Genomic DNA, 14,325 nt, shown 5'->3' with positions numbered 1-14,325 from the left:
TCTGATCATGACCGGCGCCGCGGGCGTGCTCGCCCTGGTCCTGCTGTGGATCGGGTACCTGCACCGAAACCGCCGGATCACCTGGCTGCGGGCCGTGGCCGACCGCCTCGGCACCTACTTCAACCAGCCCGGCTGGGTGGCGCTGCCGCTGGCGCTCTTCCTCGCCACCATCCTGACCGCGCTGCTCGGCTTCATCTGGGACGTCAGCCTGCACGTCGGCAAGGGCAGGGACGCCGGGCCGCTGGCCAACCCCGCGCACTACTTCATCCTGGTCGGGCTGTTCTTCCTGTTCATGGCGGGCATGGCCGCGATCGTGCTGCCGCTGGACGAGAAGCCGGGCCCGGCCGCGGTGCGGATCACCCGCACCTGGTACGCGCCGGTCGGCGGCATCCTGCTGGCGGGCGCGGGGCTCTACGCGCTCATCGGCTTCCCGCTCGACGACGTCTGGCATCGCATTTTCGGCCAGGATGTGACGCTCTGGGGCCCCACCCACCTGATGCTGATCGGCGGCGCCGGGTTCTCCCTGATCGGAGTGCTACTGCTGGAGTTCGAGGGCAGGAACAACCGCCCGCGCCCGGACGAGGCGGACAGCAGGCGGATGTGGCTGCTCCGCTCCTTCGCCTTCGGCGGGCTGCTGATCGGGCTCTCGGTCTTCCAGGTGGAGTTCGACTTCGGGGTGCAGCAGTTCCGGATGGTGTTCCAGCCCATGCTGATCGTCGCCGCCGCCACCGTCAGCCTGGTCGCGGCGCGGCTGGTCCTCGGCCGGTTCAGCACGCTCGTCGTGGTCGGCTTCGCGGTGGTGGTGCGCACCGTCGTCGCGCTGCTGGTCGGCGGGCCGATCATCGACGCCCCGCGCAACGTCTTCCCGCTGTACCTGGGGATCGCGCTGGTGGTCGAGGCGCTGGCGCTGCTGCCGCTGGTCCGCAGGCCGGTGCTGTGGGGCGCGCTCTGCGGCCTCGCCGCCGCCACCGTCGGGCTGTGGCTCGAATCGCTGTGGGTCGACGCCATGTTCGTGAATCCGTGGCCCGCGTCGATCTGGCCCGAGCTGCTGGCCATGTCGGTGCCGGTCGGTATCGCGGGCGGCGTCATCGGCGGCATGCTCGGCACCGTGCTGCGCGGCGAGCCGCTGCCGAAACCGGCGGTGCGCCGCACCCTGGTGGTGGCGGCCGTGCTGATCGTCGGCGCCGCCGTGGCCAACGGCCTCGCGCACACCGTGCCGGAGAACGCCACCGCGACCGTCACACTCAGCGAGGCGCCGCCGCGCAACGGCGAGCGCATGGTCTTCGCCGACGTCCGGCTGAACCCCGTCGACCTGGTCGGCGACGATCCCGAGTGGATCGAGATCCTCGGCTGGCAGGGCGGCGTCGGCAGCGAGAGCCCCGGCCGCGGCCTCGTCGTGGACCGGCTGGAGCGGGTCGAGGCCGGGCACTACGTCTCCACCGCGGCGGTGCCGGTCTCCGGCAGCTGGAAGACGGTGCTGCGGGTGCAGGACGGCCGCGTCCACACCGCGCTGCCGGTGTTCATGCCCGCCGACCCCGGCATCAACGCCCAGGAGGTGCCGGCACTGAACACCTTCACCAGGCCGTTCGTGCCGGAGATCACGGTGTTGCAGCGGGAGCGCAGCTTCGACTACCCGTCCTGGCTGTTCGGCGCGGCCTCGCTGGTGGTGCTGGCGTGCAGTCTGATCCTGGTCGCGGCGCTCTCCTGGGGCGCGGGGCGGATCAACGACCGCTACCCGCACACCACCCACAGCGAGGCCGCGGAGCCGGTGGCATCGGCATGACCGCCGGGTACGACGGCGTGGACGTGCTCGCGGATCACTCGATCCTGCTGGCCATCCCGGCCTTCCTGCCCGCCTTCGCGCTCGTCGGCGTCGTGGTGTTCATCGCGGTCCGCGACCGCAGGGCCGGCGACGACGACACCGAACCGACCGAGGAGGACACGTGAGGAACGTGCGCCGGGGCTGCGTCCTCGTGCTGCTGGCCGGGCTGCTGACCGCGGGTTGCGCGAGCGCCGACGAGGGCGGGCACGCCGATCACGGTGCCGCCCAACAGAGCTCGGCGCCTACGTCGTCGGTCGTCGCCCAGCCGCAGGCGGTGGTCATCCCGGTGCGGCTCGCGGGAGGCGCCGTGACTCCCGACGACACCAGGGTCGAGGCCGCCGTCGGCCAGCCCATCGAGCTGGTGGTGGACAGCGACACCGGGGACGAGCTGCACGTGCACGCCGACCCCGAGCACACCTTCGAGGTGGAACCCGTCGCCGGGCAGCGCTTCTCCTTCACCGTCGGCGTGCCCGGCCGGGTGGAGATCGAGCTGCACGACGCCGGCCGCACGGTGGCGACGATCCTGGTCCGATGACGCTGCTCGCCCACGGCCTCGGCGGGGCGACCGATCTGCCGATCCCGCTCGGCTATGCCCTGATCGGCGCCGCCTGGGCCCTCACCTTCTCCTTCGCGCTGCTGCTCTTCGCCTGGCGCGAGCCGCGGCTCGACCCGGACTCGCCCGGCCGCCCGCTGCCGGCGGCGCTGCGCGCGACCGCCGATTCCCGCTGGACGCGCGCGGTGCTCGCGGCGCTGAGCGTGGCGGCGACGGCGTTCGTCGCTGCGGTCGCGCTGGGCGGCTCGGGTGATCCCGCGCGCAACCCCGTGCCCGGCGTGCTCTACGTGTACCTGTGGGTCGGGGTCGCGGTGCTCTCGCTGCTGGCCGGGCCGGTGTGGAAGGTGCTCTCCCCGGCGCGGGCGCTGCACCGGGCGCTCTGCGCGCTGCTGCGGCGGCCGCCGGAGCGCGGCTTCCTGGCGTACCCGGAGCGGCTCGGGATCCGGCCCGCGGTGCTCGGGCTCTTCGCCCTCGTCTGGCTGGAGCTGGCCGCGCCGGACCCGGGCGCGGTCGGGGCGGTGGCGACCTGGCTCGGGCTCTACCTGCTGCTCACGCTGGCCGGGCTGGTCGTCTTCGGCACCGCGTGGGCCGAGCACGCCGACCCGCTCGAGGTGTACAGCACGCTGATCGGCAGGCTCAGCCCCCTCGGCAGGCGCGCTGGCACCGGCGAGCTCGTGCTGCGCGCGCCGCTCGCGAATCTCGCGGGCACCCCGGTGCTCCCCGGCTCGGTGGCGGTCGCGGCGGTGCTGCTCGGCTCCACCGCCTTCGACAGTTTCGCCCAGTTCCCGGTCTGGCGGCGGCAGCTCGTCGACTCCGGCCAGCCGACCCTGCTGAAGACCGCGGCGCTGCTCGGGTTCGTGCTGATCGTGGCGGTGCTCTTCTGGGGCGCCGCTCGCGCGACCGGCGGCGTCAGCAGGGCGGAGCGCCGCCTGCTGCCCGGCACGCTCGCGCACAGCCTGACCCCGATCGTGGCCGGCTACATCGTGGCGCACTACCTGACCTTCCTGGTCGAGAAGGGCCAGGCCACCGCGATCCTCTTCGCCGACCCCTTCGACCGGGGCTGGAACCTGCTCGGGCTCGCCGACCGCGACGTCGCCTACCTGCTCTCGAACCACCCGGCGGTGCTCGGCACGATCAAGGTGCTCGCCGTGGTCACCGGGCACGTGCTCGGCGTCGCCGCCGCGCACGACCGCAGCCTGCGGGTGCTGCCGAAGGCACACCGGGCCACCGGTCAGCTTGCGCTCGTGCTGGTCATGGTCGGCTTCACCTTCGCCGGGCTCTACCTGCTCTTCGACGCCTGATCGGCGGTGTCGGCCAGTTCGCCGCCGCGCCGCCGCCGCACCTCGTTGACCGCGGCGAGCAGCACCCCGATGCCGATCAGGACCAGCCCGCGCAGCCAGACCTCCGCCGCCACCTGCGTGGCGAGCAGCAGGCAGGAGGCGATGCCGAGGACCGGCACCGCGATCGGCACCCGGAAGTGGTCGCCGGTGCCCGCGTCCCGGCGCAGCGCGACGGCCGCGGCGTTCACCCCGGTGAAGACCACGAGCAGGAGCAGCACCAGGGTCTCGGCGAGCGCGTCGATCTCGCCGGTGAGCGCGAGCGCCAGCGACGCCGCGGTGGTGACCAGGACGGCCACCCACGGGGTCCGGCGCCGCGGGAGCACCCGGGCGAGCGGGGCGGGCAGCAGCCCGTCCCGCGCCATCCCGTAGGCGAGCCGGGACCCCATGATCCCGGTGAGCAGCGCGCCGTTCGCCACCGCGACCAGCGCGATCACCGCGAACAGCCGCTCCGGCACGCCGCCCGCGATCCGCACCACCTCCAGCAGCGGCCCCGACGACCCGGCCAGCACATCGGTCGGCACCGCCGCCGAGGTGAGCAGCCCGAGCAGCGCGTAGACCGCGCCCGCGGTGAGCAGCGCGCCGAAGAGCGCCCGCGGATAGCTGCGGCGCGGATCGGCGACCTCCTCGGCCAGGTTCACCGAGGTCTCGAAGCCGACGAAGGAGTAGTAGGCCAGCACCGCTCCGGCCAGGATCGCCCCGGCGGCACCGTGTTCGGCGGTGCCGAGGGCGGTGAGCCTGCCCGGGTCGGCGTCGCCGCGCAGCAGGATCCAGGCACCGAGCCCGATCACCAGCAGCAGCCCGCCCAGCTCGACCAGGGTCGCGACCACGTTGGCGCCGAGCGACTCCCGCACGCCGCGGATGTTCAGCGCCGCCAGCACCAGCAGGAAGACCACGACCACCGCGAGGGTGGGCAGCGTGACCAGTTCGGCGAGGTAGTCGGAGGCGAAGCCGCGGGCCAGCGCCGCGACCGAGACCACCCCGGCGGCGAGCATGCAGAACCCGACCAGCGAGCCGGCGGCCGGGCCGAAGGCGAGCGTGGTGTAGTGCGCGGAGCCGCCCGCGCGCGGGTACTTGGTGGCGAGTTCGGCGTAGGAGCCCGCGGTCAGGCAGGCCAGCCCGAGCGCGACCAGCAGCGGCAGCCAGACCGCGCCGCCGGAGCGGCCCGCGATCTCGCCGATCAGCACGTACACCCCGGCGCCGAGCACGTCGCCGAGAATGAAGAAGTAGAGCAGGCGCGTCCCGACGACGCGGTTCAGCGCGGGCACGGCGTCACGGCCTGCTCGGCAGCGCGGCCGACATCACCCGGTTCGCGGTCGCCTTCACGGCATCCGGGAGCACGTGCTCCAGCGTGGCCATGGCCTTCGTGCCGAACGACCCGCCGATCACCTTCTGGTCGTCGCGCAGCAGCGCGTCCACCCCCTGCCTGGCGACCAGCGCCGGATCCTCCTTGGGGCCGCGGCCGATCACGGTGCCGAGCAGGCCGGCGCGCCGGAAGAAATCGGTGTCGGTGGGGCCGGGCATCAGCGAGGTCACGCTGACCCCGGTGTCGTGCACCTCGCTGCGCAGCGCCTCCGCGAAGGACTGCACGAACGATTTGGAGGCGTTGTACACCGCCTGCCTCGCGCCGGGCATCATCGACGCCACCGACGAGGTGAAGAGCAGCCTGCCGCTGTCCCGGCGCACCATGTCGCCGAGGACCAATTTGGCGAGGTGCACGGTGGAGCGCACGTTCAGCGCGATGATGTCGAACTCGACATCCAGGTCGGTGCCGACGAAATCGCCGCCGAGCCCGATGCCCGCGTTCAACGCGACGACGTCGAGCGGGCGTTCGTCCTCGGTGGCGGCGGAGTACAGCCGCTGTACGCCGTCGGCGGTGCGCAGGTCGACCTGGACGGCGCGCACGTCGCGGTCGTCGCGCCGGAGTTCGGCGACGGCGTCCTCGATGGCGGCGTCCTCGGCGGCGAGCACCAGGTCGTATCCGCGATCAGCGAGCTGACGCGCGATCTCCAGTCCGATTCCGCGCGAGGCTCCGGTTACCAGGGCAAGGGGCCGTGTGCTGTTCATGCGGCCGCACTACCCGAGCGGCCCGGGATCATGCCCGCGCAGTACCGCCTCCACCGCCCGCTCGGTCCAGTGTCCGTGCGCGCCCGGCGCGGCCGCGAGGTAGCGGGCGGCCCGCCGCGGCGGCCAGCCGTGCGCCTCGGCCAGCCCGGCGCCGAGGTGCCGGAGGTAGCTCGCCGATGGCGGGTTCCCGGGCAGCGCCCGGTAGTCGGCGGGCGCGGTGCAGGTGAGCACCGGAATGCCCGCCATGGCGCCCGCCCGGACCAGGGTCTCGTAGCGCCCGGGGCCGATGGCGGACCGGCCCGCGACGAGTACCTCGGCCAGGTCGAGTTCGGTGCCGGGCGGGCGGTACATCTCCTGCGCCACCAGATCGGCGAACTGCCCGGCGGTCACCAGGTACGCCCTGGCGGCGACGGTGCCGTCGCCGTCCGGGTCGTAGAAGGCCCGGCCCCCGGTCCAGACCAGCGATTCGGTGGCGAAGTACAGCGTGCCGGGCAGCCACACCGGTTCCGATCGCTCGGGGTCGCGCGGATCCCGGCAGCCCGGATAGCGGTGCGTGGAGCCGGCGGGAACCCCGCCCGCGAGGTAGCAGCGGATCCGGTCGGCGTGCATGTTCGAGCCGTAGGCCGCGTACCAGAGCCGTTCCGGCGCCGCCGCGTCGCGCGGCGGCGCCGGGAACTCGGCCGGCCCCGGCACGGGGTCAGATCTTGCGGATGACGGTGACCACCTTGCCGAGGATCTGCGCGTCGTTGCCCGCGATCGGCTCGAAGTGCGCGTTGTGCGGCATCAGCCAGACGTCGGTGCCGGTGCGCTTGAACGTCTTCACGGTGGCCTCGCCGTCCAGCATGGCGGCCACGATATCGCCGTTGTCGGCGACGTTCTGCTGCCGCACCACGACCCAGTCGCCGTCGCAGATCGCGGCGTCGACCATGGACTGGCCGACTACCCTGAGCAGGAACAGCGAGCCCTCGCCGACCAGCTCCTTCGGCAGCGGGAAGACGTCCTCCACCGCCTGCTCGGCCAGGATCGGGCCGCCCGCGGCGATCCGGCCGAGCACCGGGACGAAGGCCGGGGTCGGGGTGGCGCTCTCCGGTACCTCGTCGGTGTCGACCGCGCCGTTCGCGGGCAGGCTCGTCACCGCGCGCACGGCCTCGTCCAGCCCGCGCACGTCGACCGCGCGCGGACGGTTCGGGTCGCGCCGGAGGTAGCCCTTGCGCTCGAGGGCGCGCAGCTGGTGCGCCACCGACGAGGTGGAGGTGAGCCCCACCGCGTCGCCGATCTCCCGGATGCTGGGCGGATACCCGCGCTCGCTCACCGACGACCGGATGACGTCGAGCACCCGGCGCTGACGCGCGGTGAGATCCGCCCCCACCCCGTTGCTCTCGGCACCGATCGTGTCGGTACCGCGAGTCCGGGTACCGGGACCGCCCTCGTCGCCCGCGTCGTCCCTGTGGCCCACCGCAACCCGCCTTCCTGTCCGCGCCTCGCCCGGATGCCGCCCGGGGCGTCCGTCTCCGGGCCTCGCGCCCGGGTGTTGCTCCAAACCTAGACTGCCGCGGGCCGAGTATCAAACACCTGTTCGACGCGAGTCCGTGTCGCGGCTGGCGCGCACCCGCCCCGCGTGGTAGAAATCGAACATACGTTCTTTCGAACATGTGAGCGAACCGGTTCGCTCGGCGGCGGGGAAACCGCACGCCGGAGCCGGTTCCGGCAGTTGCAGCAGCGCAACATCGCCGTCCCCCCGACGGCCCTGACGAGCCACAGTCAGCAACTCGACCGGCGGGTGCCGGTACACGGAGGAATGTCCGATGAGCACAGCGCTCGAATTCGACAGGAGCACGGACGATTCCGGGCAGCCCGGGCCGGGCCGCGCCGGGGGATGCCAGGCGCCCGCGGCGCGCCGCGGCGTGGTCGTGCGCCGCGGCGCCCCCGTCCGCAGGCGGCCGCGCCGGATCGACGAGCGCCGCCCCGCGGACGGGCGGCCCCGCCGCGGCGCGCTCGCCGATCACCGGCCGCCGCCGCGCAGGCCGCGCGGCGCGCATCCGCTGCGCCGGGTCGAACAGGCGAGGGCCGGGCTGGCCACGCTGGCCGTCACGGCGCTCGTCACCGCGCTGATCGTGGTCGCGATGTTGCTGCTCGCGCAGTGGCGCTCCGCACCCGCCGCCGAGCCCGGGATGTCCGGCGCCGCAGCGGTGGTCGCGGTGCCGATGGGGAGTGTGCCGCTCACGTAGCGCGATTCGCCGGAACCTTGCTCGCGAACGGGAACCGGTTGCTATCGTCGCGGCACACACGCCCGCGCAGCTGCGCCGCGACCGAGAGGCGGATCCGCAATGACGCGCTCCCGCACCGAGTTTCCCGCGCTCGGAATCCTCTGCCGTGCCGTCCTGCTCGCCTGTCTGCTCGTGCTGCCCGGCACGCTCGCCCCGGTCCGGGCCGCCCCGCTGTACGCCGGCTACCTCGACCTGCCCGTGGTCGACGCGGACGGCGAGCGCGCGGGCGGCGTCCACCCGGGGCTGCCGTCCGACGCGGCGGTGCTCGGCGCCGCGCTCGACCAGGCCCGCGCGGCCGGGGTGCCCGCCCGGCGCTACACCGCGCTGCTGCGGCAGTACTGGCTCGTGGTCGCCGCGGGCAACGCGCGCATCGACCTCGCGGGCTGGGATCCGCAGCGCGGCCCCGCGGTCAACGCGCACACCTTCACCCTCGTCTACGTGAACTACCTGCGGCTGGCGAGCGCGCACCCGGAGTTCTGGTGGGCCGGGCTGGCCGGGCTCGCCGGCGGCTCCTTCGCCTCCGGCTTCTTCGACATGGACGACGCGGGCCGGGTCATCGACCTGCCCGGCCTGCACGCGCTCGGCAGCGCGGTCGCCGACCTGCTGCGGCGCACCCCGCCGGAGCTGGTCGAGCGCACCCCGGAGGACATCACGCTGCTCGCCGGCGTCGGGCCGCGGCTCACCGCCGCCGACATCACCTGGTACCAGACCCGGCTGATGGCCATGCAGAAACACATCTTCATCGACCTGGTACCGCAGCACGAGGCATACCTGGCGCGCGGCCTGGCCGGCATCGACGAGCTGGCCGCGGCGGGGGCGATCGACGGCAACCTGCGCGCCGCCTGGGCCGCGATCGCCGCGGGCGGCACCGCGGGCCAGATCGACGCGCTGTACCGGATGACCGACCGCGAACAGAACGTCATCGTCCCGGAGCAGTGGGACGCCACCGCCGCGGCCAGGGACGGCATCGGCCGGGTACTCACCTACGTCAGCACCATCGCGGCCAAGCCCGCGGTCCCCGGCGTGCGGGCGCCGGGCACCTTCGCCCCCGCCACCGTGCGCGCCGGCGACCTGGTGCTGCGCACCCCGCTGCCCGGCTTCAACTGGGCCGATCGGGCCGATCGCTGGCGCTACATCACCGAGGACCTGGTGCTCAGGCACATCGACCTGAAGCGGGACCCGGTGCTCGCCGCCGGGGTGCTGGCCGAGCCGTTCCCGGCCAAGCTGTCCCGCGGCAGGCTGGTCGCCCGGCTGCCCGAACTGCTCGCCGACCTGTCCGGCCAGTGGCGGATCGGGGGATGAGCGGTGCGGTATCCGGCGCCGAGCAGGGGTGGAGCCGACCCGCCACCGCCTCCGGCCGGGTATCCTTCCTGTGATAGCGGTGAACGCGCCGGGTGGCGCCGGTTCACCCCGTGTCGCGGCGGACGCGCCCGGCACATGTGCTCGCCGGGTCGCGACAGCGCGCTCCCCGCGCGGCCCGGCCGCGAGCACCCGCTCGGACGAAGGACTCCCGGATGCATTGCCCGTACTGCAGGCACCCCGACTCCCGGGTCGTCGATTCCCGTGAGGCGGAGGAAGGCACGGCCATCCGCCGCCGCCGCTCCTGCCCGCAGTGCGGCAGGCGCTTCACGACGGTCGAGACCGCCATCCTCTCGGTGGTCAAGCGCAGCGGCGTCACCGAGCCGTTCAGCCGCGAGAAGGTCATCCGCGGCGTCCGCCGCGCCTGCCAGGGCCGCGAAGTCGACGACGACGCCCTGAACCTGCTCGCCCAGAAGGTCGAGGACGCGGTGCGCGCCAAGGGATCTCCCGAGGTGCCGAGCCACGAGGTCGGCCTCGCCATCCTCGGCCCGCTGCGCGACCTCGACGAGGTCGCCTACCTCCGCTTCGCCTCCGTCTACCGCTCCTTCACCTCCGCAGCGGATTTCGAACGCGAGATCACCCAGATGCGCGAGGCCCGCGCCGTCGCCGCCGACTGAGCGTTTCGGAGCCGCCCGCTCAGGCCCGGATGCTCGCGATCGCCTTCTCGATCCGCTTGGCGGAGATCGGGTAGGGGGTGCCGAGTTTCTGGGCGAAGAGGCTGACCCGGAGCTCCTCGATCATCCACCAGACGTCGGTGACGGCGCGGCTGCGGCGGCGGGCTTCGGGGAGGGTGCTCAGCAGGCGGTCGTAGGCGGTGAGGACCCGGTCGAGCTGGTCCATGCCCTGGCGATCGCGGACGGCGGAGGCGGGCAGGGCGTGCAGCCGGGCGGTGGCGGCGCGCAGGTAGCGGGGGAGTTCGCGGAGCCGCTGGGTGCCGTGCTCGGCGACGAAGCCGGGATAGACCAGGTCGTCGAGCTGCCGCCGGACGTCGTCGGCGATGTCGCGTTCGGCGGTGTCGGCGAGCGCCATCTCCACCTCGGTGGCGGCGGCCAGCACCGGTGCCACCAGCCGCACGATCGCGGCGACGGTGCCGGTGAAGCGCGGCCGCACCCGGGCGACGAGCGCCTCGAACTCCTTCGGGTCCCGCACCGGCCCGCCCTCGGCGGCGAGCAGCTCGTCGGCGGCGGCCGCGCGACAATCCTCGACCAGGGCGTCCAGCGATCCGTACGGGTTGCGGCCCAGCGCCAGCCGGTCCGCGGGGGGCAGCCCCGAGGTGACCGCCTTGGTGCTGCCGGGCAGCGCCGCCAGCAGCAGGGCGCGGGTGCCCGCGCGCATGGCGGCGGCCTGCTCGGCCGGTGAGCTCAGCACCCGCACCGCGACACCGGCCGGCTCCGGCACCAGCGCCGGGTAGCCGGTGACGGTCTGGCCCGCGACCTCGCGCCGCACCGTCGGGGCCAGGGTGCCGAGCGACTCCGAGGTCCACACCGCCGCCGGTGCGCGCTCGGCGCCCGCGGTGGCCTTCGCCACCGAGCGCGAGACATCCTCGGCCAGCCGCGATTTCAGCGCGGCCAGGCTCTTGTCCCGGTCGAGCACCCGGCCCGCCCGGTCCAGCGCGGCGAAGGTGGCGCGCAGGTGCGGCGGGAGCGCGGCGGTGTCCAGGTCGCGCGGTGCGATGGTCACCGAGCCGAGCCGGGACAGCTCCCGCGCCAACCCGGTGACCAGCGGTTCGGCGCGCGGGGTGAGCGCGGACAGCGCGGCCGCGGCGAAATCCGGCGCCGGGACGACGGTGCGCCGCAGCGACTTCGGCAGCGTCTTGATCAGCGCGGTGGCGAGCTCGGCCCGCATGCCGGGCACCAGCCAGTCGAAGCCGACCGGGCGCACGTGCGCCAGCTGCTCCACCGGGATCCGGACGGTCAGCCCGTCCTCCTCGGTGCCCGGCTCGAACTGGTAGGTCAGCGGGAAGGTGAGCTCGCCCTGCCGCCAGGTGTCCGGGAAGTCGGTGGGGTCGAGCGCGGCGACGCCCTCGTTGACCACGGTGGCGGTGTCGAAGTCGAGCAGCGCGGGCTCGGTCCTGCGGGCCGTGCGCCACCAGGTGTCGAAGTGCCGCACCGAGACGATGTCGGCGGGCAGCCGCTCGTCGTAGAACTGGAACAGCACCTCGTCGTCGACCAGGATGTCGCGGCGGCGGGCCCGGTGCTCCAGGTCGGCGACGTCCTCGAGCAGGGCGCGGTTGCGGTGGAAGAACTCGTGCTTGGTCTGCCACTCGCCCTGCACCAGCGCGTGCCGGATGAGCAGTTCGCGCGATACCTCGGGGTCGATCCGGCCGAAATCGACGGCGCGGCGGGGGACCAGCGGCAAGCCGTACAGCGTGACCCGCTCGTAGGCCTGCGCGGCGCCGCGCTTGGCCGACCAGTGTGGTTCGGAGTAGGTGCGCTTCACCAGGTCGCCAGCGAGGCGTTCGGCCCACTCCGGCTCCACCTTCGCCGCCATCCGGCCCCACAGGCGGGAGGTCTCGACGAGTTCGGCGGCCATCACCCAGCGCGGGGGTTTCTTGGCGAGCGCGGAGCCGGGGAAGATCATGAACTTGGCGTTGCGGGCGCCGAGGAATTCGCGGGTCTCGGCTTCGCGGAGGCCGAGGTGCGAGAGCATGCCCGCCAGCAGGGCCTGGTGGATCGAGGTGGCGTCGTAGGTGGTCTCGCCGTCCTGCGGGGCCGGTGCCGGTTCCGTCGCACGCGCCGGTCGGCCGCCACGGCGGCGCGGATTTCCCGAGCCCGCGGCTCCCCGCGCGCTGCCGCCCGGTGCCGCGTCGTCGCGCTGCCGGGTGCCGGGGTCGTCGGCGCCACCGTGCCCGCGCCGCCCCGGCTCGGGCGCGGGGGCGTCCCACCCCAACTGCCTGGTGATGGTGCGCAACTGCCCGTGCAGATCCTGCCACTCCCGAATCCGCAGGTAGTGCAGGAAGTCCTCGCGGCACATGCGGCGGAACTGATTGCCGCTGAGCGACCTCCGCTGCTCCCCGAGGTGGTCCCACAGCTTCAGGAAGGCGAGGAAGTCGGAGCCGTCGACGACGAACCGCGCGTGTTTGGCGTCCGCCGCCTGCTGCTGCTCCACCGGACGTTCCCGCACGTCCTGGATGGAGAGCGCCGCCACGATCACCAGCACCTCGGCCAGGCACCCGGTGCGCTGCGCCTCGACCAGCATGCGCGCCATCCGCGGGTCGACCGGCAGCTGCGCCATCTCCCGCCCGACGGCGGTGAGCGCGAGCCGCTGCCCCTCGGTGCGCACCGCCGCCTCGGTCTCCGCGCCGGCGGCGCCGAGCGCGCCGAGCTCCTGGAGCAGCGCGATGCCGTCGCGGATGGCGCGGTACTCCGGCGCCTGCAGGAACGGGAAGCTCTCGATGTCGCCGAGCCCGAGCGCGGTCATCTGCAGGATGACCGCGGCCAGGTTGGTGCGCAGGATCTCCGGCTCGGTGAAGGCGGGCCTGGACTCGAAGTCGTCCTCGCTGTAGAGCCGGATGGCGATGCCGTCGGCGACGCGCCCGCAGCGCCCGGAGCGCTGCCGCGCCGACGCCTGCGACACCGATTCGATCGGCAGCCGCTGCACCTTGGTGCGCATGGAGTAGCGGGAGATCCGCGCGGTGCCCGGATCGATCACGTACCGGATCCCGGGCACGGTCAGCGAGGTCTCGGCGACATTGGTGGCGAGCACGACGCGCCGCCCCGTGTGCGGGGCGAAGACCCGGTGCTGCTCGGCGGCGGAGAGCCGGGCGTACAGCGGCAGGATCTCGGTGCGCGGCAGCTTCAGCTCGCGCAGGGCGTCGGCGGTGTCCCGGATCTCGCGCTCGCCGGAGAGGAAGACCAGCACGTCGCCGTCGCCCTCGGCGAAGAGTTCGCGCACCGCGTCGCCGATGGCGTCCACCGGGTCGCGATCCACCACGGTGGATTCCTCGTCGTCGTCGTCGTCCCGCGCCGACGGCAGCTCCAGGGAGAGCGGCCGGTACCTGATCTCCACCGGAAACGACCGCCCGGACACCTCCACGATCGGCGCCGGGGTGCCGTCCGGCGCGGCGAAGTGCCTGGCGAACAGCTCCGGGTCGATGGTCGCCGAGGTGATCACGATCTTGAGATCGGGCCTGCGCGGCAGCAGCTGGGCCAGGTAGCCGAGCAGGAAGTCGATATTGAGGCTGCGCTCGTGCGCCTCGTCGATGATGATCGTGTCGTAGCGCCGCAGCATCCGGTCGCGCTGGATCTCGGCGAGCAGGATGCCGTCGGTCATGAGCTTGACCAGGGTGCGGTCCGAGGCATGGTCGGTGAAGCGCACGGTGTAGCCGACGACGTCGCCCAGCTCGGTGCCGAGCTCCTCGGCGATCCGCTCGGCCACGGTGCGCGCGGCGAGCCTGCGCGGCTGGGTGTGCCCGATGGTGCCGCGGATGCCGCGCCCGAGCTCCAGGCAGATCTTCGGGATCTGGGTGGTCTTGCCGGAGCCGGTCTCGCCCGCCACGATCACCACCTGGTTGGCGGCGATGGCGGCGGCGATGTCCTCCCGCCGCGCGGTGACCGGCAGCTGCTCGGGGTACCTGATCGCGGGCACGGCGGAGCGGCGCGCCTCGATCCGCTGTTCGGCGGCGGTGATCTCGGCTTCCAGCGCGGCCGTCTCGGGGCCCTTGGCCCGATCCAGCCTGCGGCGCAGCCGGTGTTCGTCGCGAAGCGAGAGGTTCGCCAGGCGGCTGCGGAGCTCGCGGCGTCCGGTGGCGGTTGTGCTGCTCATTGCGTCCACCAGCCTAGCGAAGACGGCGCTGTTCCCGCGCCTGCCTTTTCCTCCGGTGACCAGCGGCACAGCGACCGGTGGCAGGCGGCACGTCGCCGCGGGCGCGGCCCGACCGCGCGCCGCGGGGTAGCCGGGGATTCGCCGAACAGCATCGGC

General features: G+C 73.7%; 12 protein-coding genes. 7 read left to right on the top strand and 5 right to left on the bottom strand.

Going from position 1 to position 14,325, the window contains the following annotated elements:
- Window positions 1–7 precede the first annotated feature (7 nt).
- The 4 genes from LTT61_RS09365 to LTT61_RS09350 are packed head-to-tail and all read left to right on the top strand — an operon-like array spanning window position 8 to window position 3,676.
- Complete coding sequence (locus LTT61_RS09365) at window positions 8–1,783, top strand: hypothetical protein (RefSeq protein WP_233019539.1); 1,776 nt, start codon at window positions 8–10, stop codon at window positions 1,781–1,783.
- Window positions 1,780–1,947, top strand: coding sequence for a hypothetical protein (locus LTT61_RS09360; protein WP_233019538.1), 168 nt, complete (start codon window positions 1,780–1,782; stop codon window positions 1,945–1,947). The genes LTT61_RS09365 and LTT61_RS09360 overlap by 4 nt, the downstream gene beginning before the upstream one ends.
- On the top strand, window positions 1,944–2,357 hold the full coding sequence (locus LTT61_RS09355) for a hypothetical protein (RefSeq protein ID WP_233019537.1): 414 nt from the start codon (window positions 1,944–1,946) through the stop codon (window positions 2,355–2,357). Before LTT61_RS09360 ends, LTT61_RS09355 begins: the two co-directional genes overlap by 4 nt.
- Window positions 2,354–3,676, top strand: a complete 1,323-nt coding sequence (locus LTT61_RS09350) for a hypothetical protein (protein ID WP_233019536.1) — start codon at window positions 2,354–2,356, stop codon at window positions 3,674–3,676. The genes LTT61_RS09355 and LTT61_RS09350 overlap by 4 nt, the downstream gene beginning before the upstream one ends.
- Here the strand turns inward: LTT61_RS09350 and LTT61_RS09345 are convergent.
- The 4 genes from LTT61_RS09345 to lexA are packed head-to-tail and all read right to left on the bottom strand — an operon-like array spanning window position 3,655 to window position 7,169.
- Window positions 3,655–4,980, bottom strand: coding sequence for an APC family permease (locus LTT61_RS09345; RefSeq protein WP_233019535.1), 1,326 nt, complete (start codon window positions 4,978–4,980; stop codon window positions 3,655–3,657). The two genes, LTT61_RS09350 and LTT61_RS09345, sit on opposite strands and share 22 nt — an antisense overlap.
- 4 nt (window positions 4,981–4,984) lie before the next feature.
- Window positions 4,985–5,779, bottom strand: a complete 795-nt coding sequence (locus LTT61_RS09340) for an SDR family NAD(P)-dependent oxidoreductase (protein ID WP_233019534.1) — start codon at window positions 5,777–5,779, stop codon at window positions 4,985–4,987.
- A 9-nt stretch (window positions 5,780–5,788) separates the two neighbouring features.
- Window positions 5,789–6,472 (bottom strand): histone deacetylase, encoded by a 684-nt coding sequence (locus LTT61_RS09335; RefSeq protein WP_233019533.1) that lies wholly within the window; start codon window positions 6,470–6,472, stop codon window positions 5,789–5,791.
- A gap of 4 nt (window positions 6,473–6,476) precedes the next feature.
- Window positions 6,477–7,169, bottom strand: a complete 693-nt coding sequence (gene lexA, locus LTT61_RS09330) for a transcriptional repressor LexA (protein WP_233020930.1) — start codon at window positions 7,167–7,169, stop codon at window positions 6,477–6,479.
- 415 nt (window positions 7,170–7,584) lie between these two features.
- Here lexA and LTT61_RS09325 point away from each other — a divergent pair, with 415 nt between their 5' ends.
- From LTT61_RS09325 to nrdR, 3 genes are all read left to right on the top strand, one after another.
- On the top strand, window positions 7,585–8,007 hold the full coding sequence (locus LTT61_RS09325; protein ID WP_233019532.1) for a hypothetical protein: 423 nt from the start codon (window positions 7,585–7,587) through the stop codon (window positions 8,005–8,007).
- Window positions 8,008–8,106: 99 nt separating this feature from the next.
- A complete protein-coding gene (locus LTT61_RS09320; protein ID WP_233019531.1) occupies window positions 8,107–9,348 on the top strand; it encodes a hypothetical protein in 1,242 nt (413 codons plus the stop codon).
- A 212-nt stretch (window positions 9,349–9,560) separates the two neighbouring features.
- Window positions 9,561–10,022, top strand: coding sequence for a transcriptional regulator NrdR (gene nrdR / locus LTT61_RS09315; RefSeq protein WP_233019530.1), 462 nt, complete (start codon window positions 9,561–9,563; stop codon window positions 10,020–10,022).
- A gap of 19 nt (window positions 10,023–10,041) precedes the next feature.
- On the opposite strand, the gene hrpA is transcribed toward nrdR, so the two are convergent.
- On the bottom strand, window positions 10,042–14,169 hold the full coding sequence (hrpA, locus tag LTT61_RS09310; protein WP_233019529.1) for an ATP-dependent RNA helicase HrpA: 4,128 nt from the start codon (window positions 14,167–14,169) through the stop codon (window positions 10,042–10,044).
- Between the last annotated feature and the right edge of the window lie 156 nt (window positions 14,170–14,325).

It is taken from the genome of Nocardia asteroides (assembly GCF_021183625.1).
Classification (GTDB): domain Bacteria; phylum Actinomycetota; class Actinomycetes; order Mycobacteriales; family Mycobacteriaceae; genus Nocardia; species Nocardia asteroides_A.
Note: the sequence above shows the minus strand (reverse complement) of the source record. Positions and strands in the feature narration are given on the sequence as shown.

Bases quoted from the DNA above. Each gene is read 5' to 3' on its own strand.
- LTT61_RS09365 (WP_233019539.1), top strand. From the start codon at position 8: ATGACCGGCGCCGCGGGCGTGCTCGCCCTGGTCCTGCTGTGGATCGGG.
- LTT61_RS09360 (WP_233019538.1), top strand. From the start codon at position 1,780: ATGACCGCCGGGTACGACGGCGTGGACGTGCTCGCGGATCACTCGATC.
- LTT61_RS09350 (WP_233019536.1), top strand. From the start codon at position 2,354: ATGACGCTGCTCGCCCACGGCCTCGGCGGGGCGACCGATCTGCCGATC.
- LTT61_RS09340 (WP_233019534.1), bottom strand. From the start codon at position 5,779: ATGAACAGCACACGGCCCCTTGCCCTGGTAACCGGAGCCTCGCGCGGA.
- LTT61_RS09325 (WP_233019532.1), top strand. From the start codon at position 7,585: ATGAGCACAGCGCTCGAATTCGACAGGAGCACGGACGATTCCGGGCAG.
- LTT61_RS09320 (WP_233019531.1), top strand. From the start codon at position 8,107: ATGACGCGCTCCCGCACCGAGTTTCCCGCGCTCGGAATCCTCTGCCGT.
- nrdR (WP_233019530.1), top strand. From the start codon at position 9,561: ATGCATTGCCCGTACTGCAGGCACCCCGACTCCCGGGTCGTCGATTCC.
- hrpA (WP_233019529.1), bottom strand. From the start codon at position 14,169: ATGAGCAGCACAACCGCCACCGGACGCCGCGAGCTCCGCAGCCGCCTG.